The sequence below is a fragment of the Caballeronia sp. HLA56 genome (genome assembly GCF_054655155.1).
The window spans coordinates 296234-320391 of record NZ_BAAHOB010000004.1 but is presented as its reverse complement, the minus strand read 5'-3'; the positions used below and the strand labels follow the sequence as shown (position 1 = coordinate 320391).

Below are 24158 nucleotides of genomic sequence, written 5' to 3'. Positions count from 1 at the left end.
AGCATCGCAGACGATCTTCTCAGCGGATGAACTGATCGACGTAAGATTCCCCGAGTCCGACCGATGCATAGTGCCGTCTGCACATGTCGATCTTGGTGAACACGTCTTCATAGCCCGTATAGTTGCCGTACGGGTCGCAGTAGTACATCACGCCGTTCACCTGAAAATACGTGATCATTTCTTCCACGTCTTCCGGCACGTAGAGCGTGTGCGTTTCGCCCGGCGGCTCGTACACGTAGCTGCCTTCGGTCGCGGTCCACTCGTGTTCGAGATATTTCCAGCGGCCCTTCAGCACCATGCCATGCACGCCTTGCGGATGACGATGGCGGCTCAGCACACCCGACTTGCGCACGCGCAGCAGATTCATCCAGTAACCTTGCGATGCGTTCAGGCACAACGGGCGAAACGAGACATTCTCGGCTTGCGGCACCCACACGCGCTCGTCATCGGGAATGGCCATGGGCACGACGACTTCCTTTTGCGCTTCCTTGGGAAAGGGCAATTGGTAGGGTGTCATCGAGGAATACTTTTCGGCGATGTCAGGCATTGCTGCGCTCCTTGGAAACGATTGGGGAAAGAGTTTGTTGTTCGCGACCGCCGTGAAGAAGGCCCGGATGGTCCAGCAGATGTTCGACCTCGCGGGTTAGCGCGCGTTGGCTGCGCTCGTCGCGATGGCGAACCGCACCGCGATTCGCGCGCAACTCGTCGATGGAGCACATGCCCATCAGCGCGAGCGTCAATTCGGATTCCTTGCGCAGCAGTTCGATCGCCTGCGTCACGCCCTTGCGTCCGGCCGCACCGAGCCCATAGGCGTACGCGCGTCCCAGAAGCACGGCGTCCGCGCCCAGACCGATGGCCTTGACGATATGGCTGCCGCGACGAATACCGCTGTCGAGCAATACTTCCGCGCGTCCGGCCACGAAGGCGGCGATCTCGGGCAGCATCGAAATGGACGAACGCGCGCCGTCGAGTTGCCGTCCGCCATGATTGGATATGCACACGCCGTTCGCGCCACCATCGAGCGCCCTGCCTGCGTCATCGACGGAAAGAATGCCCTTGACGACGAGTTTGCCCGGCCATTCCCGCCGCAGCCACGCAAGATCGGACCAGTTCATGCTCGGGTCGACGTTCGCGGACAGATACGCGGCCTGCGCCATCAGGTTGCCGGGCACGCCGGCCTTGTCCCTGACATTGCCAAGCATCAGGCGGCCTTTCAGGCCCATACGCACGCACCAGGCGGGACGCGACAGCACATCGAGCACCGTGCCGATCTTCAACGACGACGACGTGCGAAAGCCGTTGCGCGTATCGCGTTCGCGCACGGACGAAACATTGGTATCGGCCGTCAGAAACAATGTGGTGACGCCGACTTTCCACGCACGCTGCATGATGTCCGAGGCAAGCTCGCGGTCCTTGAAGACATAGAGTTGCATCGCGAGACCGCGCGGCATGGCAGCGCCCACTTCTTCGATCGAATTGACCGAAAAGGTCGACAGACACATCGGTATGCCGGCATCGGTCGCGGCGCGCGCGACCTGTACTTCGCCGTCAGGCCAGAACGATCCCGCGAATCCGACCGGCGCGAGCATCGCGGGCATCGAATGGCGGCTGCCAAGAAACTCGGCCGACAAGTCGCGCTTCGAAAGATCCACGAGTACGCGCTGCTCCAGCGTCCACTCATCGAAATCCTGGGTGTTGCGTGCGAGCGTGGCCTCGGAGAACGCGCCGCCGTCGATATAGTCGAAGAACATCTTCGGCAATTTGCGACGCGCTTGCCGGCGCAGATCGTCGATGTTGGAAATAGTCATGGCCGCACGATCCCGTCACGTCCTTTCGACGTGTTCGTAGACATCGTCCTCTGGACGATAGCCGAGATACTCGATGGCTCCGCTCAGATCCCAGTCCATGTCCTTGTTGTTCGACACGCCGTTCACGACGATTGCCTGCGACGGCCATGTTTCGCTCGAAGCCAGCACCGAACGAATGAACAACTGATCGAGGTCGCGGTTCGACAGCCACATGTTGCGGAACCATCGCAGCGTGCGGCGCGCTTCGTCGTCGAGTTCGGTCGTGTCGGATGTGGACGCGGGCGACCCCGAGTGAGTGATGTCGCGCGCGTTGTTGTCTCCGGTGAGCGCCCAGCCCACGCGCACGGACACGGCACTCAGCTTGCCTTGCGCCAGTTCCGCCACCGATGCGCAGAGCTTCTCGCCCATTACCTTGGCCGTGCCGTAAGGAAGCGAATGCAGTTCGCGCGTGCCGTCGTGCCATCGCGTGCCGGGCGCGGTGTCGATATCGGTGGTAAGCAGGCCCGGCCCCATCTTCGCGGCGAGCGGCATGTCCTTGTACGCGCCGACCGTGTGATTCGACGACGCAAACACGAAGCGTCCGACGCCCGCGCGCACGCATTCCAGCAGCAGGTTCGAGGTCATGTCGTAGGACGCGAGCGAGTCGAGCCATGACGAATCGGGCACCGGATTCAACGCGGCGAAGTGAATCACGGCATCCACTTCTTCCATTGCCTGAGTCCATTCTCCGGCGCGGCGGGTCAGATCGCCCGGCACCAGCCGAAGGCGTTCGCGCGCGACATCGGAGAACTTCGCATAGTTGCCGCTGCGATCGATGCCGATCACCTTTTCGCACCAGTCGGTGCGCGCCAATGCTTCCACGACCTTCTGGCCTAGATTGCCGCCGGCGCCCGTGACCATCACGCGGCGAGGGAGGGAATGACTCATGATGCCGTTCTCCTTAAATGAACTCTATGCAGACTGCCGAAGGAATCGCATGCGTGTAGCCGGTATCGGTCAGCGCGCCCGTTTCCGCATCGATCGAAAACACGCGGATGAAGCCATCGTCCTGCGATGCGGCCAGCAGAAAGCGTCCATCGGGCGATACCCGGATATCGCGCGGCGTCCGGCCGCCGACGGCCCATGTTCCGATCGGCGTGAGCGTGCCCGCGGCTTCATCGATACGCGCGGCGAACACGGAGTCGTGGCCGCGATTGCCGACATAAACGAACTTGCCCGACGGATGCAGGCGCATGCCGCCCATCGCGCTCTCGCCATCGAACGCGGCCGGGAGCGTCGAAATATCGCTGACGAGTTTCACGTCCGGTTCGCCGAGCGCGTACAGGCGAACCGTTGAGGTCAGTTCATAGTTGACGAGCAGATGCGAGCCCGACTTGCTGAACACCAGATGACGCGGCCCCGCGCCGGGCGCCGCCGTCAGCGCCAGATCGGCGGTTTCGTCTATCTCGCCGTTCGCGCTGTCAAGGCGATGCCGCACGACCTTGTCGACGCCCAGATCCGACAGATACACATGCCGCCGCCCCGGACCGACGAGCGCGCAATGCGCGTGCGGGCCGTCCTGGCGCGCGGCGTTCGGTCCGCTGCCGGTGCGCGCGAGCACCGTGGGCGTGCCGCCCGGCACTCCGTTTTCATCGAGTGCGTACGCCAGCACTTCGCCCGTCGCATAGTTGGAAAGCAGCAGCAGCGAGAGTTCGTTATCGACCGATACGTGACACGGCCATCCGCCCGGCGTCGCCAGATCGTGAAGCAGGTCGAGCGAGCCATCGGCCGGATCGAATGCATACGTGCTCAGGCCCGGACCGTCTTTCGCATCGACTTCGCGCACCGCGTACAGACGCCGGCGATCCGCCGACAACGCCACATACGACGGATTCACCGCGGTCTCGACCGCGATCTCGCGCAGCGTGCCGGCCTTCGTGTCAAAGCCCAGCACATAGATGCCTTTGCCCCGGCCGTCGACATGCGGCATGGACACCGTATAGGTGCCGACGACGAGCATGGCTTGCGTGCCCTGATCTTGATTCACATCTGTCTCCTTGATTTATCGGAATGGCGCTCGAATGGAAGCACGGAATCACTAAAGCACGCCGCCGCTGTTGCGAATATTGCCGATCATCTTTTCGCGCGTCGAAGCCAGGTGCTGGCAGATCGCCCGTTCCGCTGCTGCGTCGTCTTTCGACACGACGGCTTTCAGGATTGCGAGATGTTCGGCATGCACGCGCTTGGGCGGCACGAGCGGCCGGTAATAGTGGCTGCGCATGATATGCATGTAGATGTTCAGGTTCTCGTAACTCAGCTTCATGCGCTGGTTGTTGCAGGCGTCGATCAGTGTGTTGTGGAACGCGCTGTCCGCCAGCGAGAACGCCAGGTAGTCCTTGAACTCGCTGTCCGACATGAAGCCGCTCATCTCGTCGATCAGCGCCCGCATCTTCTTCGTCACCTGCGGATTCTCCGGGCTGTGGATCACGAAGCGCGCCGAATAGAGTTCGAGGGCTTCGCGCACCTGAAAGATCTCGACCGCGTCCTGCTCGGTAATGCCCTTGACGAACGTGCCCCGCCGCGCCCTCACCTCAACGAGTCCGTCCGACGCCAGCCGCTTGATGGCGTCGACCACGGGCGTGCGGCTGACTTGCAACTCCGATGCGACTTCATCCACGTTGATCTGCTCATCGATCTTGATGGCCCGGCTGAGTATGCGGGCGCGCACTGCGTCGTAGACCTGATCGGTCAGATGCGTGTGCTGAATCGGCGTGAATCCGCGGGTCATAGGTGCTGCTCCTCTCATTCGTTTGCGACTCGACTCTGAGACTCGAAATCGCAGATGTTGTTGACATCAACATCTAATATGTGAAATATTACACTACACAACGAGCGCTGCCAAGCAACGCGAAAACGTAATTCAACCCGGAGACAACCCGACATGAAGCAACGAAAAGCCTTTCTCATCCGCACCCTCGCCGCGGCCGCGCTCGCGCTTGCCGGCGTTGTCAGCCAGGCGGCGGAACCCGTTCTCATGCCGGGTGCAATCGTGCGGGAAGGCGACAATCCGCTGACCGCGCCGAATCAGTACAAGAAGCCGGCGCCGTGGAAAATCGGTTTCAGCATCTGGGGCTTTGGCAATACGTGGATGACGCAGATGGTTCACGAGACGGACGCCGAAGCCGCGAAGCATAAGGAAATCGCCAAGGTCGTATTCGCCGACGCCAACTCCAAGCCGGCCAAGCAGATTGCCGACATCGAAGACATGATCGCGCAAAAGGTCGATGCCATCATCATCGCACCGGTGTCGTACACGGCGCTGACGCCGGTTATCAAGAAGGCGGTCGCAGCCGGCATTCCAGTGATCGTGCATTCGACCGAAGTGGATAGCGATGCCTACACCACCGAGATTCAGGGCGAATCGCTCTACTTCGGTCAGGTCGGCGGCAAGTTCCTCGTCGATACGCTGCACGGCAAGGGCAATATCTGGGTGCTACGCGGTCAGGCCGGCATCGCCGCCGACACCATGCGCTACGACGGCCTGCGCAAGGCGCTCGCCGGTTCGAACATCAAGATTGCTTCCGAGCAATACGGCGACTGGTCCTACAACAAGGGCAAGCAGGTTTGCGAGTCGCTCATGCTGAGCAACCCGAATCCGGACGGCATCTGGTCCTCGGGCGGCGACATGAGCCGCGCGTGCATCGAAGTATTCAAGGAATTCGGCAAGCCGGTTCCGCCCATCACCGGCGAAGGCAACAACGGCTTCATGCGCGCATGGAAGGACAGCGGTGCGAACGCGATGGCCGCCGTGTTCCCGTCCGAACAGGGCGCGGCAGGCATTCGCGCGGCCGTCTCGCTGCTCAACGGCGAATCGCTGCACAAGCGTTATGTGCTGCGCCCGGCGCCGATCACCAAAGAGAATTTCTCGCGATTCTTCCGTGCCGACCTGAACGACAACTACTGGGCACCGAGTTCGCTCTCGGAAGCGGACCTGAAGAAATACTACGGCAACAAGTAGTCGGCGGGAGTCAGACGTCATGGATACGTTAGTAGCTGCGAGTCACATCACCAAGCTGTACGACGGTGTGCCTTCGCTCGTGGATGTCGGCATCACCGGAAAGGCGGGATCGATTCACGCCGTCACAGGTGAGAACGGCGCGGGCAAATCGACGCTGATGAAAATCATCGCCGGTGTGGTCACGCCGACCGAGGGCCAGGTGTTCCTGCGCGGCGAGCCGGTGCGATTCACGTCGCCGCTCGACGCGCTGAACGCGGGGATTTCGACCGTGTTTCAGGAATTCTCGCTGGTCGGCAATCTTACGGTGGCCGAGACAATGTTCCTCGGCCGCGAGCCGAAACGCGGCATGGTCAGCGTCGATCGCCGGCGCATGCAGGAAGAGGCGCGTGCCGCGCTCGGCTACATCGGCCTGAAGATCGACCCGCGCCGTCTCGTGAGTTCGCTGACCGTGGCCGAGCAGCAATCGGTCGAGATCGCGAAGGGCCTGGCGGTCAACGCGGATGTGTTCATCTTCGATGAGCCCACCGCCGCGCTCAACACGAAGGATGTCGAACGCATCGAGACGTTGCTGTTGAAGCTGCGTGATCAGGGCAAGTGCATCTTCTACATCTCGCACCGCATGCGCGAGATTTTCGATCTGTGCGACACGGCGACCGTGCTCAAGGACGGCAAGCTCGTGGGCTCGTATCCGACCGCCGATCTGAATCCCGACCGGCTGTTGTCCCTGATGGTGGGACGTGACGTCGAACATCTGTATCCGCCGCGCGCCGAATATCACAACGGCACGGCATTGAAGGTCACGGATCTCAGCACCGCGCCGGGCCGTCCCGGCGTGAACTTCAATGTGCGACGCGGCGAGATCGTCGCGCTCGGCGGTCTCGAAGGCCAGGGCCAGCGCGATCTCGTGCGCGCGCTCGCGGGCGTCGTCAAGGGCTGCACCGGCACGCTGGAACTGAAACGCCGCTCGGGCACGGGCATCACGTTCCGGCCGCGCTCGGGCGCGCGCCGCGCGCTGGCCAAAGGGCTCGCGTTCATGCCCGAGGACCGCAAGGGCGAAGGGCTGTATCTCGACCTGCCGATCCGCGACAACCTCACGCTCGGCGTGCATCAGCGCAAGCAACCGTGGGCACTCGCGCGTCCGCTCACCGGCCTCATCAAGAAGCTGTCCGACGAGTTGCGGATTCGCGCGGCCAGCACAGCGCAGGCGGTCGTGAATCTGTCCGGCGGCAATCAGCAAAAAGTGATGCTCGGCCGCTGGATCGCGATCGATGCCGACGTGCTGCTCATCGAGGAGCCGACGCGCGGGGTCGATGTCGGCGCGAAGGTGGAAATCTACGGCGCGCTGCGCACGTTCTGCGAGCGCGGTGGCGCGGTCCTGTTCACGTCGCGCGAACTGCCCGAGGTGATCGGACTCGCGGACCGCGTGCTCGTGGTGTCCGGTCATCGCATCGTCAAGGAAATCGATGCGAAAGACGCGACCGAGGAAGACATTCTTCAGGCCGCGGTCTCGCATCCCGAACCCGAAGTGGGAGCACTCGCATGATCAACCGTCTGATTTCGCTACGCGCGGACCGGACCGGTGGCCAATACGTGTCCGGTGTGCTGCTGCTGGTCGCGGTGGCGGCGCTGGCCGTGTCCTTCGCCAGTTTCCGCACGCCGCAAAACCTCGGCAACCTGATCGTCCAGGCCACGCCGCTGATGGTGGTCGCGCTCGGGCAGACCTTACCGATCCTGACCGGCGGACTCGATCTCTCGGTGGGCGTGGTCATGAGTCTGTCGACCTGCATTCTCGCGACGACGGGTTCGCCCGCGCTCGCGATCCTGCTGACCATCGTGAGCGCGGCGCTGGTGGGCGTGCTGAACGGCATCGGCGTGACGCGCTTTCGCGTGCATCCGATCATCATGACGCTCTCCACCGGGACGATCCTGCAAGGCATCGTGCTGCTCGTGCAGCCATCGCCCGGCGGCAGCGTCTGGCCGATGATTCCCGCCGCCGTCGGCAGCTCGGTCATGGGCGTGCCCATCGCGCTGCTGTGGGTTCTGCTCGCGGTGTATGTCGCGTGGACGCTGCTGCATCGCTCGCGTCTGGGTCTGCACATCTACTCCGTCGGCGGCGGCGCGGACAACGCGGCGCTCGCAGGCGTCTCGGTCACGCGCACGACCATTTCGGCCTATGTCATCTGCGCCCTGTTCGCGGCGGTCGCTGGCATCTTTCTGGCCGGGCGCATTTCGTCGGGCGATCCGTGGGTCGGCGCGTCTTACGGGCTCGACTCGGTGGCCGCGGTCGCGCTGGGCGGCACGCAATTGAGCGGCGGCATCGGCGGACCGCTGGGCACGGCATTCGGCGCGCTCCTGCTGAGTATCGTCGGCAACGGGATGAACATCGTGCAGATCAATCCCTTCCTGCTGTCCGTGGTGAACGGCGCGCTGCTGTTGTTCGCCGTCTGCCTGCGTCGTCGCAAAGAAATCGGAATCTAATCCCATGCCAGTTCAACCTGCTTCCGAAGCCGCAAAGTTGACGCTGCGTGCAGCACCACGCTTCAACTTTCGCCAGCTCGTCGTCACGGTGCCGCCGTCGGTCTTCGTGCTCGCCGCGCTCCTGCTGTTCTGCGTGTTCTTTCGTCCCGTGCTGTTGCAACTGCCGTTTCAGATGGTCATCGCGCGGCAGGCGGCGCCGCTCGGTCTGGCGGTCGCCGCGCAGATGATCGTGATGCGCTGCCGCTCGATCGATCTGTCCGTGGGCGGCGTCTTCGTCCTCACGAACTACGTGATCACGTCCGCGCCGCTCAACGAGATGTCCGCGCCCGTGCTGATTCTCGGCGCGCTCGCGGTGGGCGCGGTGATCGGCCTCGTGAACGGTGTGCTCATCACGCAGTTCCGGGCGAGCGCCGTCATTGCGACGCTGGCGATGGCGTCCATCCTCACCGGCATCGTGCTGTTCCTCAGTTCCGGCAGCAGTCCGGGTTCGGTGCCCGATGCCGTGCAGACGCTCGGCAGCGCCAAGCTCGGCGTGGTGCCGATCGCCACGGTCATCTGGCTGGGCGTGCTTCTACTGCTCGCGATTCCGCTGCGCTTCATGGTGTTCGGGCGTCTGCTCAAGGCGGTCGGCAGCAATCCGGTGGCGGCTTCGCTCTCGGGCTTGCCGGTTGAAGGCGTGTTCATCGCGGCGCACGTCGCGGCGGGCGTGCTTGCTGCGGGCGGCGGGCTGTTGCTGTCGGGCTACGTGGGCGTGAGCACCACCAGCGTGGGCGCCGATGTCGTGATGAATTCGATCGCCGGCGTGATTCTCGGCGGCATCACCTTCGGCGGCGGACGCGGCGGCCTGATCGGTCCGTGCGCGGCGGCCTTCGCGCTCACGCTGCTCTTCAACGTGCTCAATGCCTATGGCGCGGGCGAATCCGGCAAGCTGATCGTGCAGGGTCTGGCCATCGCGGGCGCGGCCATTCTCGCCGGCATGGCGCGGCAGACGCGCCGCTGAAGCGCATCGCAACTCGCAGAATCGGGCGCCGTGTTCGGACGCGGCGTACAGGACAGGAATACCAAGGTTTCGTTAATGGCTAATGCAACGACACGCTACGATTTCATCGTGATAGGCGCAGGCGCGGCCGGATGCCTGACCGCTGGCCGCCTCGTGCGCGATCACGGCGCGCGCGTGCTGCTGGTCGAGGCCGGCGCGCGCGATCGCAATCCGCTCATCCACATGCCCGCCGGTTTCGTCAAACTGCTGACGAACCGCGATTACATGACGTTTCACCGGAGCGCGGAGCACTCGCATCTGAACGGACGTCAGCCGTCGATTCCCCAGGGCCGCGTGCTCGGCGGCGGAAGCTCGGTCAACGCGATGGTCTATATTCGCGGCCAGCAGCGCGACTACGACGACTGGGTGTCGATCACCGGCGACGAATCGTGGCGGTATCAAAGCCTGCTCCCGCATTTCATGCGGCTCGAAGGAAACTCCACCTTCAACAACGCCGCGCACGGTGTGGACGGACCGCTCAAGGTTTCCGATGGCGCGAATCTGAGCGATGTCTCGCGCGCCTTCGTGCTCGCGGCGCAACAGACCGGCCTGCCCTACAACCCCGACTTCAACAGCGGCACGCAGATGGGCACGGGCTTCTATCAGACGACCACGTTTCGCGGCCGCCGTTGCAGCGGTGTCGATGCGTTTCTCGCGCCGGTCATGAACGATCCGCGTCTGGAGATTCGCACGGACACACGCGTGACGCGCATCCTCATCGAAGGGAACGCGGTGAAGGGCATCGAAGTACAGACCGGCTCGCGTGTCGAAAAGATCGAAGGCGATCAAGTGATCCTGACGGCCGGCGCGCTGGTGACACCCAAGCTGCTGATGCTCTCGGGTATCGGCGCGGCGAGCGAGTTGTCGCGGCTCGGCATTCCGGTGAAGGTCGATCTGCCCGGCGTCGGCGAGAATCTTCAGGATCATCATGAAGTGCCGGTCGTGGCGTTTTGCAATGGCCGCTATGGCTACTTCGGGCAGGATCGCGGCTGGAACCAGATTCGCAACGGGCTGCAATATCTCGCCTTCCACAATGGCCCGGTCGCCTCGAACGCGGTGGAAGCCGGCGCGTTCTTCAATCCCGACGATGCATCGGGCGCGCCGTCCATTCAGGTGTTCTGTCTGCCGACCGTGTATCTCGACCCGGACGTGACATCGACGCGCGCCACGTACGGTTTCACGCTCAACAGTTGCGTGATGCGCCCGAAGAGTCGTGGCCGCGTCTCGTTGCAAACGGCCGATCCGGAAGCGACGCCCATCGTCTATCCGAACTATCTGCATCATCCGGACGACTTGCGGTTGTCGATCGAAGGCTTGCGCCGCGCCGAACAGATCATGCGCGCCGGGCCGCTCGCGGGCATGGTCGAGCGAATCGTGCTGCCGGACGAGCGCGCGCTCGCCGCGCGTTCCGCTGCCACGGACGAAGCGCTCGCCGAGCATTGCCGGCGCACCGTGAAGACCGTCTATCACCCGGCCGGCACCGCGCGCATGGGCGCGGACCACGATCCGATGGCCGTCCTTCGTCACGATCTGAGCGTGCGTGGCGTGAGCGGACTGCGCGTGTTCGATACCTCGTCGTGGCCGACCATCATCAGCGGAAACACGGTCGCGACGACGTATGCCGTCGCGGATCGCGGGGTGTCGCTGATGATGGGCGAAACGCTGCCGGGCGCGCGTGAGGACCGGGCCAGCGGCATCCCCGATCCGGCCTTGATGCACGCGCTCTGAAGATCGGCGACCGAGACACGAATCGTGTCTCCCGACTCAGATCAGGATACCTAATCAGGAACGCAACATGCACGACATACTTTCCTGCTTCGCACCCGATGTGCTCGCGGGCAAGACCGCGCTGGTATCGGGCGGGACGAGCGGCATCGGCCTGGAGATCGCCAGAGGGTTCGCCGGTCTCGGCGCGCGCGTCATGGCCACGGGCAGTTCGGTCGAAAAGATCGCGCAACTCAGACGCAACGCACCGGCAGACCGGCTCGAATTCGACTGCCTCGATGTGACCTCGCCCGACGCGGTGACATCGTTCGCCGAACGCTTCGAAAGCCTCGACATTCTGGTGAATTCGCAAGGCATCTCACGGCCCGGTCAGGAATACGACGACGCCACGTTCCTCAACGTGATGGACATCAATCTGATCAGCGCCATGCGTCTGTCGAGCGCGATGCTGCCGCTGCTGACGCGTTCGCGCGGAACCATCATCAATATCGCGTCGATGCTCAGCTATCTCGCCGACGAGGAAGTGCCCGCGTATTGCGCGAGCAAGAGCGGCATTCTCGGACTGACGCGCGCGCTGGCGCATCGGTATGGTCGCGACGGCGTGCGGGTCAACGCGATTGCGCCAGGTTATCACCGTACCGCCATGACACACGGCCTGTGGAGCGCCGAACCCGCCGCGTCGCAGATCGCGCGCCGCACCGCGCTCAAGCGCTGGGGCGAAGCCGACGATCTCGTCGGCGCGGCCGTCTTTCTGTCCACGCCTGCATCGCGATATGTCACCGGCGCGACGCTTGCCGTCGATGGCGGATATGTCGTCGGTTGATCGAGCCAACGCCCGCCACGCGCCCATGAGGAGCCCGTCATGCTGAGAACAAGCGTCTTTCCTTCGCGTTATGTTCAGGGTGCGGGCGCGCTGCTCGCACTCGACGACGAACTTGCCCGCTTCGGTTCGTCGGCGGCGTGTCTCGTGGATGCCAACGTCAAGGCCATCCTCGAACCGCTGTTCGCGCGCGCCCATCGGGTGAAACTGCATGCGCGCGGCGTTCACGCGGCCTGCACGGAACGCTCGATTGCCGAAGCCGCCGCATGGATACACGACACCGGCGCACAGATGGTGATGTCGCTCGGCGGCGGCAAGGTGGTAGACACCGGCCGCGCGGCCGCGGACGATCTGCGTCTGCCCTTCGTGTGCGTGCCGACGATTGCCGCATCCGATGCGCCCTGCTCCGCGCTGTCGGTCATCTACGACGAAGAAGGCCGCGTGATTCGGGATCGCTTCATGCGGCGAAATCCCGATCTCGTGCTGGTGGATTCGCAGATCGTGGTGAGCGCGCCGGTGCGCTTCTTCATCGCGGGTATCGGCGACGCCTTGTCGACGTGGTACGAGGCCCGCGCCTGTCAGCGCGCGCATGCGCCGAACCTGTGCGCTGGACGTGCGACCGCCTTTGCGATGGAAGCCGCGAAGCTGTGCCGCGACACGCTGTTCGCCCACGCGGTTCAGGCCGTGGACGACTGCCGCGCCAAGATCGTCACGCCCGATTTCGATGCCGCGCTGGAAGCCACCGTGCTTCTGTCCGGGATTGGCTTCGAATCGGGCGGTGTGGCCGCGGCCCATGCCATTCATCATGGCCTGGCCGAGTTGCCACAGTCGCACGCTTTCCTGCACGGGGAAAAAGTCGCGATCGGCACACTGGCCTCGCTTTTTTTATCGCCAGTCCCCGACGACGAGCGCCGTGAGGTGTTTCAGTTTTGCAGTGATGTCGATCTGCCCACGCGCCTGGCCGATATCGGGCTCGATGCGTCCGACGCACAAGCACTCGGCATCGTGGCGGATCGCGCATGCCGCAGCGGCGAAATCATCCATAACGAACCGTATCCCGTCACACCCGCCATGGTCGCCGCCGCATTGATCGCCATGGATCGGTACGCGGAACGGCACTCGTTTTGATGTTGCATCCGATGACGCGGCTTGGTCGATGGCCGCGCATAAATGAATGATCCACAAGAAAGGAAATCCCGTGTTCAAAGTCTATGTCACCGATTACGATTACCCCGATCTCGCGATCGAACGGGACATCCTCGAACCGATCGGCGCGCAAGTGATCGGCCTGCAGTCGCGTACCGGCGAAGGATTGGCGGACCTCGCCCGCGACGCCGACGCGCTCATGCAGCAATACGCGAAGATTCCTGCCGAGACCATTCGCGCGCTCAAGCAGTGTAAGGTCATCGCGCGCTACGGCATTGGCGTCGATATTCTGGATGTCGGCGCGGCGCGCGAGGCGGGCATCGTGGTCACTAACGTGCCGGACTATTGCCTCGAAGAAGTCGCCGATCATTCGATCAGCATGGCGCTGACTATTTTCCGGTCTATACCGACGTATGCGGCCTCGACGCGACGCGGCGAATGGCACTGGAATACGTGGAACCGCCCGATTCCGCGCATGCGCGGCAGCGTGTTCGGCATGATCGGTTTCGGCCGCATCGCGCAAAACATGGCGCGCAAGCTCAACGTATTCGGCTTCGACATCGTCGCTTACGATCCGTTCGTGTCTGCCAGCATGATGGCGTCGCATGGCGTCAGAAAAGTCACGCTGGAAGAAATGTTGCCGCAGGCCGACCTGATCGACGTGATGTGCCCGTACACGCCGGACACGCACCATCTGATCGATGCGACCGCTATCGCTGCGATGAAGCGCGGTGCGCTGCTCGTCAATTGTGCGCGCGGCAAGGTGGTCGATAACCGCGCGTTGTACGACGCACTGGTGAGCGGTCAGCTTGCCGCCGCCGCACTCGACGACACCGAAGAAGAGCCCGCCAAGCAGAGCGACTGGAAGCCTTCCGACAATCCGCTGTTTGCGCTGGAAAACTGCATCGTCACCCCGCACGTGGCCTACATCTCGCAGGACGCATTGCACGAGGCGCGCCGCGTGGCCGCCGAAAACGTGCGCGCCGTTCTGCTCGGCGAAAAGCCGCTCAACCCCGTTTCGGCCACTTACTGATTCTCAAAGGAGTTGCATTTATGAGCACGATCATCAACAAGCGCCCCGAAGTCGACCGCGATCTGGTCGCACGTTTCGTTTCCATGGCAGATGTCATGTCGCTGTCCTGCGTGGTGTCGGATGCGCTGGAGCGCCGCGGCACTATGCGTCACGATATCAAGCCCAAGGGCGCGGACCGGAAGATCATCGGCACAGCACTGACCGTGCAACTGTCGGCCGGCGATATCGTCGATTGCCTCGACGTGTTCACCGTGGCTAAACCGGGAGATGTCATCGTCATTGATGCATTCGGCGAAACCGAAACGTCCATCTGGGGCGGGCTGATGACCGGCCTCGCACGCAACGCGGGCGTAGTGGGTGCGGTGATCGACGGCAGCTGCCGCGACACGGACGAAGCGAAGTTCCTCGATTTCCCGGTCTCAGCGAAGGTGTCGGGTCCGCGTCAGGCTCATACTGCGATCAGCGGACGCCGCGAGCCGATCAGTATCAACGTGCCCATTTCCTGCGGCGGCGTGATCGTGAATCCGGGCGATCTGGTGGTGGCCGACGAGATCGGCGTGGCCGTGGTGCCGCACGCGGACATGAGCGCGGTGTACGAGCGGGCGCGGACCATCGCCGACAACGAAGCGCGCATGCGCGAGATGGTTCTCGAAGGGAAGACCTTCCAGGACCTGCTCGACAAGTTCGGCCGCATCTGAGTCTGGGCGTGCACTTTTCCGGGAGAAAACTGTGAAGATCGAAAGTGTTGACACGTTCGTGCTCAAGACGAAACTGGACAAGCCGTTCGCCTATTCCCAGGGATGGGTCACCGGCCGCTCGACAACCGTGGTGCGTATTCGTACCTCAGACGGCATCGAAGGATGGGGCGAGACGTTCAGCGTAGGCTTGCAGCCGCCGGAGATCGCGGCGACCGTGGTGGACAGCGCGCTCAAGCCGCTGTTGCTCGGCAAAAACCCGCTCGATACCGAATTGCTTTGGAATACGATGTATCTCCGCACGCGCGACTATGGCCGCAAGGGTGTGGTGATCGGCGCGATCAGCGCGGTCGATATCGCGCTGTGGGACGTCGCCGGCAAGGCATTGAAGCAACCCGTCTGGCAATTGTTGGGCGGTGCGTTCCGCAAGCGCGTGCAATGCTACGCGACCGGCTTTTTCCGCCCGGAAGGACAAGGGCAGGCCGCCGAAATGGCCGAAGAAGCGAAACGTCATCAGGCAGCAGGTTTCTCGATGATGAAAGTGAAGCTTGGCTTCGGCATCGACGACGATATCGCGGTCATGCACGCCATTCGTGACGCGCTAGACCCCGCAACGCAACTCATGATCGACGTCAATCATGCTTATGGCGCGAACGAAGCGATCCGCCTCGGGCGCGCGCTCGACAGCTTCAGGTTGCGCTGGATCGAAGAGCCGGTCGTGCCGGAAGACCTCGCTGGATACCGGCGCGTGCGAGATGCCATCGACACGCCGGTGGCGGGCGGAGAAGCCGAATTCTCGATGTACGGCTTTAATGACCTGTTCGCGGCTCGCGCAGTTGATATCGCGCAGCCCGATATCTGTCTCGCGGGTGGCTTCACGGCGCTCCGGCACATCAACACGCTTGCGCAAGTCAACGGTGTGAAGGTGAATCCGCACGTGTGGGGCACCGCCATCGGACAATATGCGTCAATGCACATGATCGCCGCCACGCCCGATACGCATTACTCGCTCTATGCCGATCAGCCGCTGTTCGAATACGACACGTCGTCGCATCCGTTCAGAACGGCGCTCGTCGAACAGCCGCTCGAACAGAATGGCGGATGGCTCGACGTGCCAGACCGGCCGGGCCTCGGCTTCGATCTGGATCAGGCTTTCTTCGACAAGACAGCCATTCGCGTCGGCACCTGACACGCGCCATTCGGACCACAACCTGAAGGACTGCACGATGCAGAACAACGAACGCTGGACATTGAAGTGGGACCACGGCGAAGCAACTGTCCAGGCTATGGGCGGCATGCTCGCGCCCGTGCGCTTCGATCTCGGCGCGGGCCGCAGCGTCTCGCCGCTTCACGTCGCGCCGTGGGGCGACGATCCGGCGTGGCCCGGGCTCATGCGTGCCCTTCGGGGTGAGTGGCCGTGTCTTCCGTTTGGGACGATCGACGTCCCGCCCGATCTTCCGCCTGGCTTCGAGACGCGGCAGCCGGATGACGAATGGCGCCACGGGTTCAGTTCGAACCACATGTGGCAGTGCGTGGAACAGACGCCGCATCGTATCGCGTTGCACGTCGATTATCCGGAGGACCACGCAGTGCAAAACCTCAGCCGCGTGATCGAAGCGAGCCCGGATGAGGCGTCGCTCACGGTGTCGCTGACGGTTCGCGTTCGCCGCGACATCACGCTGCCCTTTGCGCTTCATCCGACCTTTGCCGTTCCGGAGCAAGGCGTGGAGATCCTCGCCTGTTCGTATCGTGCGGTCCATACCTATCCGGTTGCCATCGAGCCAAACTACTCGCGAATCGTCACGAACAGGACGTTTGCGTCGCATACCGCGCTCGAAACGAAGGACGGATCGTTCGATGTCTCGCGCCTGCCCTTGCCGGTCGTCACCGAGGAACTCGTTCAGCTCGAAGCCTGCGAACCGCCGTTCGTGCTCCGCTATCCCGCCGACCGCGCGGAAGTCAGACTCGACTGGAATACCGCCGATTTCCCCGATGCCGTGCTCTGGATCAGCAACGGGGGCCGGGACTACGCTCCGTGGGCGGGCAAGAACTTTGCGCTCGGCGTCGAACCGGTCAACGGCTTCTTCGATCTGGGACGTGTCGTGAGTCCGCCGCCCGGTCATGCGCTTGCCGGACGTGTCGGCGCCACGTTCACCGCCGCGCTGCCGCGCACCATTTCATACCGCCTGTCGGCCGCCGCCGTTCAGGACTGAAGCATCGACACAGACGAGCCGGAACGATCCGGCCATCCATTCAAGGAGACTTCACCATGAACTTCCTGTTCCACACCGGATACGAGTCGCCTCATTCGCCTCACGTTCCGCCCGCCGACGATGTGCTGAACGCGCTTTTCGCAGACGGCTTTGCAGGCATCGCCTTCAGCCTCATTCACGAAGAAGGCACAGTGAATCGGCCGGCGAACGCTGCGAAGCCGGACGTCTCCCCTCAATAGTCATTCACGAGAATTTGAATGCAATCCGAAGATGCGGTTCCCCGCACCTGGCAAGCGTGGACCTGGACCGGCGACGCCGATCCACTGAAACTCGCGTTGCGCACCGTCGATGCCTCGCCGCTCGCGCGTGGTGAAGTGCTCGTGCGCAACGTTACGATTGGCCTGAACCCGGTCGACTGGAAGGTGCTGGGCGGCGAACTGGTGGACTGGCGTCCGGGCAAGGTTCCCGGCGTCGACGGCGCGGGGGAAGTCGTGGCGGTGGGTGCGGACCTATCGCGCGAATGGCTGGGCACGCGTGTGGCCTATCACACGAGTCTCGGGAAACCGGGCAGTTTCGCGGAGTACACCCCTATCGATGCGCGCGCGTTGCTTGCTGTCCCGCCCGTGGTCGATTTCGGCACAGCCGCGAGCGTGCCGTGTCCCGCGCTGACCGCATGGATGGCGCTCGACAAACTCCCCACGCGCTCGGGTTCTCGCATGCTGATCAGCGGCGCGGGCGGCGCAGTTGGTCTCTATGCGACGCAGCTTGCGGTCATGCAGGGATTCGATGTGAGTGTCATGTGTCATCCGCGGCACTGGGATCGCTTGCGTGAACTCGGCGCGAGCGCTTGCCACGAAGGTCCGCTCGATGCGCACGCCACCTGGGCCCGGACACACTCGGGCGAGTTCTTCGCGATCGCCGATACGGTTGGCGCGCAGCACGCCGAACGTTTGTCACCCGCACTCGCCGCGAACGGACATCTCGTCTGCATCCAGGGGCGCGTTGAACACTGGCCATGCGCGCCGTTCGATCGCACGCCCTCGCTTCATGAAGTGGCGCTAGGCGCGCTGCACCGGTACGGAAGCGATGCCGACTGGCGGCGTCTCGTCGAAGCGGGCGAGCGCATTCTCGGGCTCATCGCGGATAGGCGTTTTAGCGCGGAAGCGACGATCGTGGGCGACTTCGCCGACCTGCCCCGGCAACTCGATGCGTTGCGGCAGCGCTCGGTCTCCGGAAAGTCGATTGTCAGGCTCGATTCGTTCGGCGCCGTGGCCCGCCATTGACCATCTGGACCGAAGCGACATGCGAAGCTCGAAGGCACGAACTGTAATCGCGATCCCGCCTCCGGAGGCGATCGACGATCCGACCATGCAACTGGAAATGAAATCCGGCGATGTCTCGACGCTGATCGCCGCGCTCGAAGCGTTACTGCGCGAACGCGCAATGGCTTATCAGATCGCGTCGGATTACCTTGCCCGGCGCCACCAACCCCAGATCGACCAGACGTCCTTTGGACTGGCGCATGTCATCTGCCTCAAGCGTTTGCTCGAAGCGCGCCTCGATGACGTGAAACAAGCGACACCTTAGCGCGCTCCAGAAGGCTGGACGTCGCAGTCATTCAATTGGGCTTCAATCATTCACTTTGAGTGAAACGCTCCGCCACCATCGCATTCCGGCGAAGCGGATCCGTATTCACTCGCCAGGATAAAAAGTTTCGGATACCTTCTCATGCTGAATTTGAAGAACGACACGAGCGCGACATCGCTATTGAAACCCGCAGGAAAGCAGCGATGGATCGTCCTTGGCCTCTTGTGCCTGATCGCGCTGGTGAACAACATCGACAGATTGACGCTTTCGATCGCCGCACCCGCCATGCAGTCGGAGCTCGGCTTGACGGCTACCGACATCGGCTTGCTGGGCAGTGCTTTCTCGCTTTTCTACGCATTCGGGCAGCTACCGTCCGGATGGTTCGTCGATCGCTTCGGGCCGCGTAAATTACTCGGCCTGTCGATCATCGTATGGAGCGCCGCCACCGCAGCCATGGGCACCGCACACACGCTCGGGGCGTTCCTGTTCGCGCGGGCGTGGCTCGGTGTCGCCGAGTCGCCCTCCTTGCCTTCGACAAACAAGATCGTCACGCAATGGTTCCCCCGGAGGGATCAGGGTATCGCCAACGCCAGCTGGGATGCGGCGCTGAAGGTGGGACCGGCGTTCTTCACGTTCGCGCTAGTCTTTATCGTCGCCGAGTTCGGCTGGCGCGTCATGTATCTGGGCGCGGGCGCGGCCGGCGTGATCGTCGCGCTCGTTTTCCTCGTGTTTTACAGGGACATTGACAAGAACAAGCGGCTGACGGCGCAGGAGCGCGCCTATCTTGCTCAGGATGGCGATGCGCAAGTCGGCTCAGAAACAGCACGCGTGCCCTGGAGCGCCATGTTCAGGCGTCAGAGCATGTGGGGAATGATGGCCGGCTTCTTCTGCAATCTGTGGGTCTATCAGATCTTCCTCGTCTTCATCCCGATGTTCATCATCAAACAGTTCGGCGTCAAATTTTCGTCGCTCGGATTTGCAGCGAGCGTGCCGTGGGTAGGCGCGATTCTCGGCGATATCGCCAGCGGACTTGTGTCGGGGAAACTGGCTGGCTTGCCGGGGTGGACGCCGCTCAGGGCCAAGAAAGCGACGATCGTCGCCGCGCTGCTGTTGCAGGCTGTCGTGCTGGCGCTGCTTCCCATCAACGCCGTGTTCGGCCAGTCGGCGGGGCTTACGGTCGCCGTCGTGCTGATGGCGTTCGCGCTCGGATTCAATGGCGCGGTGGTGGCGCACGCGTGGTCGCTTCCTGCGGAAGTGACGACGTATTCGACGGTTGCATCGGCAGGGGCGGTGCAGAACTTCGGCGGTTTTCTCGGGGCCACGCTGTCGCCGCTGGTTGCGGGCCTCATCATCGATGCGACGCACTCGTTCACGCCTGTGTTTCTCACCTCGGCCATCGTGTCCGTGCTCGGCGCGATCGCTTATCATTTCTTCGTGCGTCATCCCATCATTTCCGGGGACGCACCGGCTGCGGTGCGAGCCGAAGGAAGACAGGAAACGGTCATCTGATCCCGAATGCCGGTCTGGGAACCGCGTTTACTGCACGGGCGCTGCGCGGAGCGCCGTCTCACAATGAGCACTCTCGACCCATGCACGAACTCATTCTGTCACTTGGCGACATCGTCGGTAGCAACTTCGTCTTCATGGGCACAACCGAGACCCGGCGCTTCCGGCAGGGATATCGCTATGGAGAAGGAGAGATTCTGGCCGCCGTGCAGCCCGGCACGCTCGTGGAGATGTGGCGCGCGCTGCAGGCCTGCCATCGAGCGAAAGTCATCGTCATCTGTCAGGCGGCCAACACCGGCCTGACAGGTGGCTCGACGCCGGCTTCGGATGGTTACGACCGGCCGGTCGTCGTGCTCAACACCATGCGCCTGCGCCGCCTCGATGTGATCCGCAATGGTGAACAGGTGATCTGTCAACCGGGCGTCACGCTCGACCAGCTCGAAAAGCGCCTGCAACCGCTTGGACGCGAACCGCATTCGGTCATCGGCTCCAGTTGCATCGGTGCCTCTGTGACGGGCGGCATCTGCAACAATTCCGGCGGTTCGCTAGTTCGTCGCGGCCCCGCCTTTACGCAACTGTCGATTCACGCGCGCGTGACGGCGGACGGAGAACTGAAACTCATCAATCATCTCGGTATTGATCTGGGCGATTCCGCGGAAGCCATTCTCGGCCGTCTGGATGCAGGGGAATTGCCCGAAGATATTCCGGCAAGCGCTCTGCTCGCCTCCGATCACGAATACAGCAGCCACGTGCGAGACATCGACGCGCCGACGCCCGCACGCTTCAATGCGGACCCGCGCCGTCTCTACGAAGCGTCCGGCTCGGCCGGACATCTTCCGGTGTTTGCGTTGCGGCTCGACACCTTTGCGGCGGATGAAAACCCGCAGGTGTTCTATATCGGCAGCAACGATCCGGCCGAACTCGAAACGCTGCGCCGCGACGTGCTGAGCGGATTTCGCAGCTTGCCGATCGCGGGCGAGTACATGCATCGCGGGGCGTTCGATATCAGCCGCCGCTACGGCAAAGACATGTACATGTATATCCGTGCGTTTGGCACGGACAAGGTGCCGCATGCTTTCAAAGCAAAAAGTCGCTTCGATGGCATGACCGAGAAGGCAGGTTTGGGGAGTTCTGTGAGCGACCGGTTGTTGCAAGCACTCAGCCGCGTCTTGCCCGAGCATCTGCCACGCAGACTGATCGAGTTTCGCGACCGTTACGAGCATCATCTCCTTCTGAAGATGGGGAGCGACGGCATCCAGGAAGCGCGGACGTACCTCGAATCGCGTTTTCCGACGCCGCAGGGTGGCTACTTCGAATGCACGCCCGAAGAAGGCAAGGCCGCGTTTCTCAACCGCTTCGCCATCGGGGGTGCGATGGTACGTTATCGGGCGGTGCATCCGCGCACGGTCGAAGATATCGTCGCGCTCGACATCGCTCTGCCCCGCAATGCGACCGAGTGATTTGAGCAACTACCGCCACATATAACGGAAAACATCGAGTTTGCGATGTATTGCGGCCACTTCTTTTGCCATGTGCTCCATCAGGAGTATCTGGTCAAGAAAGGGCGGGACTGCGGTGCGATCAAGGACGATATCCTCGACCTACTCGCAGCGCGTGGAGCCGAATACCCCGCCGAACACAATGTCGGGCACCTTTATGAAGCGAAACCGTCGCTGAAAGAGTTTTACGAAGCGCTCGATCCAAGCAACGCTTTCAATCCAGGAATCGGAAAGACTTCTCGGCAATTCAGATGGGGAAAATCGCTCGGCAACTGCAACTGCAACTGCAACTGCAACTGCAAGTGCGAGGCGGCCATTGAATCACACGGCGCAGCAGAGCGAGGTTCTCGCGGATGAGCTAGCGTATCTTGCTGAAATCAAGTCCAGCTCGCTTTAGATACAAACGATGCGTGCGATGAACCTTCCGCGTCGCATCGTGTTTCCCTAAAAGCGAACCCATGAACATAATCGCAGAAGACATTGCATCGACGCATCGATATCGTCACCGCTACGCCATGATTTCGATATCACAGACAGTCAGCACGCTGCCGCCGGCCTGATCTACTTCGCTCTCCCGTAAATCGCGCAAAAGACCGGAGCGTTGGAATTATTACCATAACCCGCGATGGTCGGTATATAAATCTAGTGGTCTCCATGTTCACTTATCTTAAGTTAAATGATGCGGAAAGAAGCCTACTGAGCGAACCCTCGCTGTGCGGTGCCAGGTGCTCGATATTCCGCCGCGAACACGCGGGCTAGGGCCAAATAGAACAGGCCGTTGTCGCCTATCGCATTCTCCGGTTGGTTCGACCGGCTGCGTAAGCTTTGTGGCAAATTCATGGCGTGTTATTTACTAAAGTCATGAGTCGACTGCGCTAAAACGTCGCCATCAATAACCGATAACGTGCCAGGATCAGGATTTACCGGAAGTGCAGCAGGTTTGCCTGTCAAAGGCAAGCCCGCGACGCGTTTTTCGGCCGCCTTCAGATCCGCCGGATAGGTCTGTGACGTCGAGGTCGCCGGATTATATCCAGCCTTCTCGAGCGCGAGGAGTTGGTCTCGCACCTGAGCACGAGTCAGCGATGGTGTGTCAGTGGTTTGCCCGAGAGCAGCCAAGGGGGCAAGAACGACGGCGGTCATAAAAAACGCGTTTGCGAGGGCTTTCATTATTCGAACCTTGAAAGAGTTGGCGGCTAGGGTCGGCGCGCTGTGGTTCTCAGTGTACGGAAAATGGCTGCATAGGGAAAACCCCTAAACTCATAAGTTTTAGTGCTCTGGACATTAACAATGATGCGCTACGCGTCGAACATCTCGGGCCTGGCGCCGAGAACCATCGGGGTCAGCGCTTCGGCGTATTGCCGTCCATGCAGGCTTCCTTTAGCGACTCCACGAATGCCTCCTGAATGGCCGTACCCAGCCAGTCCGAACGCGTGGTGAACCCCACCGCACGCTGCGCCTCGGGCGTTTCCAGTTCGAGTGCGACCATTTCGCCGCCCATGTAGCCATCGCGAATCTGCGAATTCGACAGCAGTGTGATGCAGTCGCTCTCCACCAGCATGGCGATCATCATCGCCAGCGAACTCGTCTCAACGACGACTGCCGGTTTGCGAGGCAGCCGCGCGAACAGGGAATCGATGACACTGCGGCGCGGCACGTTCTTCTGCGGAACAACCCACTCGTAGTCCGCGAGGTCACGCGCGCCGATGCGCGTCTTGCGCGCGAGCCGGTGGCCCTTGCGAACCGCGACGACGTAAGGATCGGCAAACAACTCGGTTTCCTGCACGGCGCCGGTGAGTCTCGGCTCCCGCAGGCCGCCCACGATTATGTCGATTGCGCCGCGGCGCAGATCGCGCAACAAGCCGGCGTGCGATCCTTCATCGACGGTGACACGCGCTGCAGGATAACGTTCGCGCAAATACTGAATGGCGCGCGCCACGAGCCGTGGCGGCAACAGCGGCAGCACACCGAGCGCGACGCGTCCGGTGTATTGACCGCGCGCGTAGGCGAGATCCTCGATGGCCTGTGCAATCTCATACAGCGCGAGGCTCAGACGACGCGCGAACTCCATGCCCGCCGGATTTGCCGACACGTTGTGCACTCGCCGCCGATACAGTGAGACGCCCACGATCTGTTCGATCTGCTGGGCCGCTCGATGCACCGCCGGCTGCGAAATACCGAGCGCCTGTGCGGCCTCGGCGGCGGATCCGGCATCGGCAATCGCCACATGACAGCGCACCTGCGCATCGGTCAGATGCCGGCAAACCTGAGCTACGTGCGCCGTCGAGGCAGAGCCGACCGCAGCCGCCACCGCGCCCTCCATCTGCTGGAGCATTCTTCGCACGCGCCGCCACAGGATCAGACCTTCGTCGGTGAGTTCGCTGCCGCCGAATCCACGCCTGAAAAGCTGCCCGCCGAAACTCGCTTCGAGCTTGCCGATGGCCAGGCTGACCGCTGGCTGGGTGCGGCCGATGCGTGCCGCAGCCTGGCCGATGCCGCCTGCCTCGCAGACGGCATCGAAGATGAACAGGCGCCGCAGACGGGTCAGTTCGTCGGTTTCAGAGGATTTTTCCTTGGTGCTCATTGTCTCTCACCCGCGCCTGCGATCCTAGGTT

General features: G+C 62.5%; 22 protein-coding genes and 1 pseudogene. 16 read left to right on the top strand and 7 right to left on the bottom strand.

Features of this window, described 5'->3' with window-relative positions; genetic code table 11:
- Positions 1-19: 19 nt before the first annotated feature.
- From ACYQ47_RS17555 to ACYQ47_RS17535, 5 genes are read right to left on the bottom strand one after another with little or no spacing between them, the layout of a single operon-like run.
- Entirely contained in the window at positions 20-547 is a 528-nt protein-coding gene (locus ACYQ47_RS17555; protein WP_459906195.1) for a 2,4'-dihydroxyacetophenone dioxygenase family protein, read from the bottom strand.
- Entirely contained in the window at positions 540-1808 is a 1269-nt protein-coding gene (locus ACYQ47_RS17550) for an alpha-hydroxy acid oxidase (protein ID WP_459906194.1), read from the bottom strand. The genes ACYQ47_RS17555 and ACYQ47_RS17550 overlap by 8 nt, the downstream gene beginning before the upstream one ends.
- Before the next feature lie 15 nt (positions 1809-1823).
- Positions 1824-2735 (bottom strand): NAD-dependent epimerase/dehydratase family protein, encoded by a 912-nt coding sequence (locus ACYQ47_RS17545; RefSeq protein ID WP_459906193.1) that lies wholly within the window; start codon positions 2733-2735, stop codon positions 1824-1826.
- Positions 2736-2748: 13 nt separating this feature from the next.
- A complete protein-coding gene (locus tag ACYQ47_RS17540; RefSeq protein WP_459906192.1) occupies positions 2749-3834 on the bottom strand; it encodes a lactonase family protein in 1086 nt (361 codons plus the stop codon).
- Positions 3835-3885: 51 nt separating this feature from the next.
- On the bottom strand, positions 3886-4575 hold the full coding sequence (locus ACYQ47_RS17535) for a GntR family transcriptional regulator (RefSeq protein WP_459906191.1): 690 nt from the start codon (positions 4573-4575) through the stop codon (positions 3886-3888).
- A 153-nt stretch (positions 4576-4728) separates the two neighbouring features.
- Between ACYQ47_RS17535 and ACYQ47_RS17530 the strand changes: the two genes are divergently transcribed.
- From ACYQ47_RS17530 to dld, 16 genes and pseudogenes are all read left to right on the top strand, one after another.
- Positions 4729-5805, top strand: a complete 1077-nt coding sequence (locus ACYQ47_RS17530; protein WP_459906190.1) for a substrate-binding domain-containing protein — start codon at positions 4729-4731, stop codon at positions 5803-5805.
- 19 nt (positions 5806-5824) lie between these two features.
- Positions 5825-7348 carry a sugar ABC transporter ATP-binding protein gene (locus ACYQ47_RS17525; RefSeq protein ID WP_459906189.1) on the top strand — a complete coding sequence of 508 codons (1524 nt, stop codon included), beginning with the start codon at positions 5825-5827 and terminating at the stop codon, positions 7346-7348.
- Positions 7345-8283: an ABC transporter permease gene (locus ACYQ47_RS17520; RefSeq protein WP_250527412.1), complete on the top strand. Its 939-nt coding sequence runs from the start codon at positions 7345-7347 to the stop codon at positions 8281-8283. Before ACYQ47_RS17525 ends, ACYQ47_RS17520 begins: the two co-directional genes overlap by 4 nt.
- Before the next feature lie 4 nt (positions 8284-8287).
- Positions 8288-9283 carry an ABC transporter permease gene (locus ACYQ47_RS17515; protein ID WP_459906188.1) on the top strand — a complete coding sequence of 332 codons (996 nt, stop codon included), beginning with the start codon at positions 8288-8290 and terminating at the stop codon, positions 9281-9283.
- 75 nt (positions 9284-9358) lie between these two features.
- On the top strand, positions 9359-11050 hold the full coding sequence (locus ACYQ47_RS17510) for a GMC family oxidoreductase (RefSeq protein ID WP_459906187.1): 1692 nt from the start codon (positions 9359-9361) through the stop codon (positions 11048-11050).
- Positions 11051-11117: 67 nt separating this feature from the next.
- On the top strand, positions 11118-11870 hold the full coding sequence (locus ACYQ47_RS17505; protein ID WP_459906186.1) for an SDR family NAD(P)-dependent oxidoreductase: 753 nt from the start codon (positions 11118-11120) through the stop codon (positions 11868-11870).
- A gap of 39 nt (positions 11871-11909) precedes the next feature.
- Entirely contained in the window at positions 11910-12995 is a 1086-nt protein-coding gene (locus ACYQ47_RS17500; protein ID WP_459906185.1) for a glycerol dehydrogenase, read from the top strand.
- A 70-nt stretch (positions 12996-13065) separates the two neighbouring features.
- Positions 13066-14046 carry a C-terminal binding protein gene (locus ACYQ47_RS17495; protein WP_459906184.1) on the top strand — a complete coding sequence of 327 codons (981 nt, stop codon included), beginning with the start codon at positions 13066-13068 and terminating at the stop codon, positions 14044-14046.
- 20 nt (positions 14047-14066) lie between these two features.
- Positions 14067-14744 carry an RraA family protein gene (locus tag ACYQ47_RS17490; RefSeq protein ID WP_459906183.1) on the top strand — a complete coding sequence of 226 codons (678 nt, stop codon included), beginning with the start codon at positions 14067-14069 and terminating at the stop codon, positions 14742-14744.
- 31 nt (positions 14745-14775) lie between these two features.
- Complete coding sequence (locus ACYQ47_RS17485; protein WP_459906182.1) at positions 14776-15930, top strand: mandelate racemase/muconate lactonizing enzyme family protein; 1155 nt, start codon at positions 14776-14778, stop codon at positions 15928-15930.
- Positions 15931-15967: 37 nt separating this feature from the next.
- Positions 15968-16954, top strand: coding sequence for a hypothetical protein (locus tag ACYQ47_RS17480; protein WP_459906181.1), 987 nt, complete (start codon positions 15968-15970; stop codon positions 16952-16954).
- A 56-nt stretch (positions 16955-17010) separates the two neighbouring features.
- Positions 17011-17193, top strand: a complete 183-nt coding sequence (locus ACYQ47_RS17475) for a hypothetical protein (RefSeq protein ID WP_459906180.1) — start codon at positions 17011-17013, stop codon at positions 17191-17193.
- A gap of 18 nt (positions 17194-17211) precedes the next feature.
- Positions 17212-18237, top strand: a complete 1026-nt coding sequence (locus tag ACYQ47_RS17470) for a zinc-binding dehydrogenase (protein WP_459906179.1) — start codon at positions 17212-17214, stop codon at positions 18235-18237.
- A 19-nt stretch (positions 18238-18256) separates the two neighbouring features.
- Complete coding sequence (locus ACYQ47_RS17465) at positions 18257-18541, top strand: hypothetical protein (RefSeq protein WP_459906178.1); 285 nt, start codon at positions 18257-18259, stop codon at positions 18539-18541.
- Between the two features lie 141 nt (positions 18542-18682).
- Complete coding sequence (locus tag ACYQ47_RS17460) at positions 18683-20050, top strand: MFS transporter (protein WP_459906177.1); 1368 nt, start codon at positions 18683-18685, stop codon at positions 20048-20050.
- 80 nt (positions 20051-20130) lie between these two features.
- A pseudogene (gene dld, locus ACYQ47_RS17455) lies at positions 20131-21903 on the top strand (D-lactate dehydrogenase).
- 489 nt (positions 21904-22392) lie between these two features.
- Here dld and ACYQ47_RS17450 read toward each other — a convergent pair.
- A complete protein-coding gene (locus ACYQ47_RS17450) occupies positions 22393-22713 on the bottom strand; it encodes a DUF4148 domain-containing protein (protein WP_459906176.1) in 321 nt (106 codons plus the stop codon).
- 172 nt (positions 22714-22885) lie between these two features.
- Positions 22886-24127 carry a LysR family transcriptional regulator gene (locus ACYQ47_RS17445; RefSeq protein ID WP_459906175.1) on the bottom strand — a complete coding sequence of 414 codons (1242 nt, stop codon included), beginning with the start codon at positions 24125-24127 and terminating at the stop codon, positions 22886-22888.
- Positions 24128-24158 lie beyond the last annotated feature (31 nt).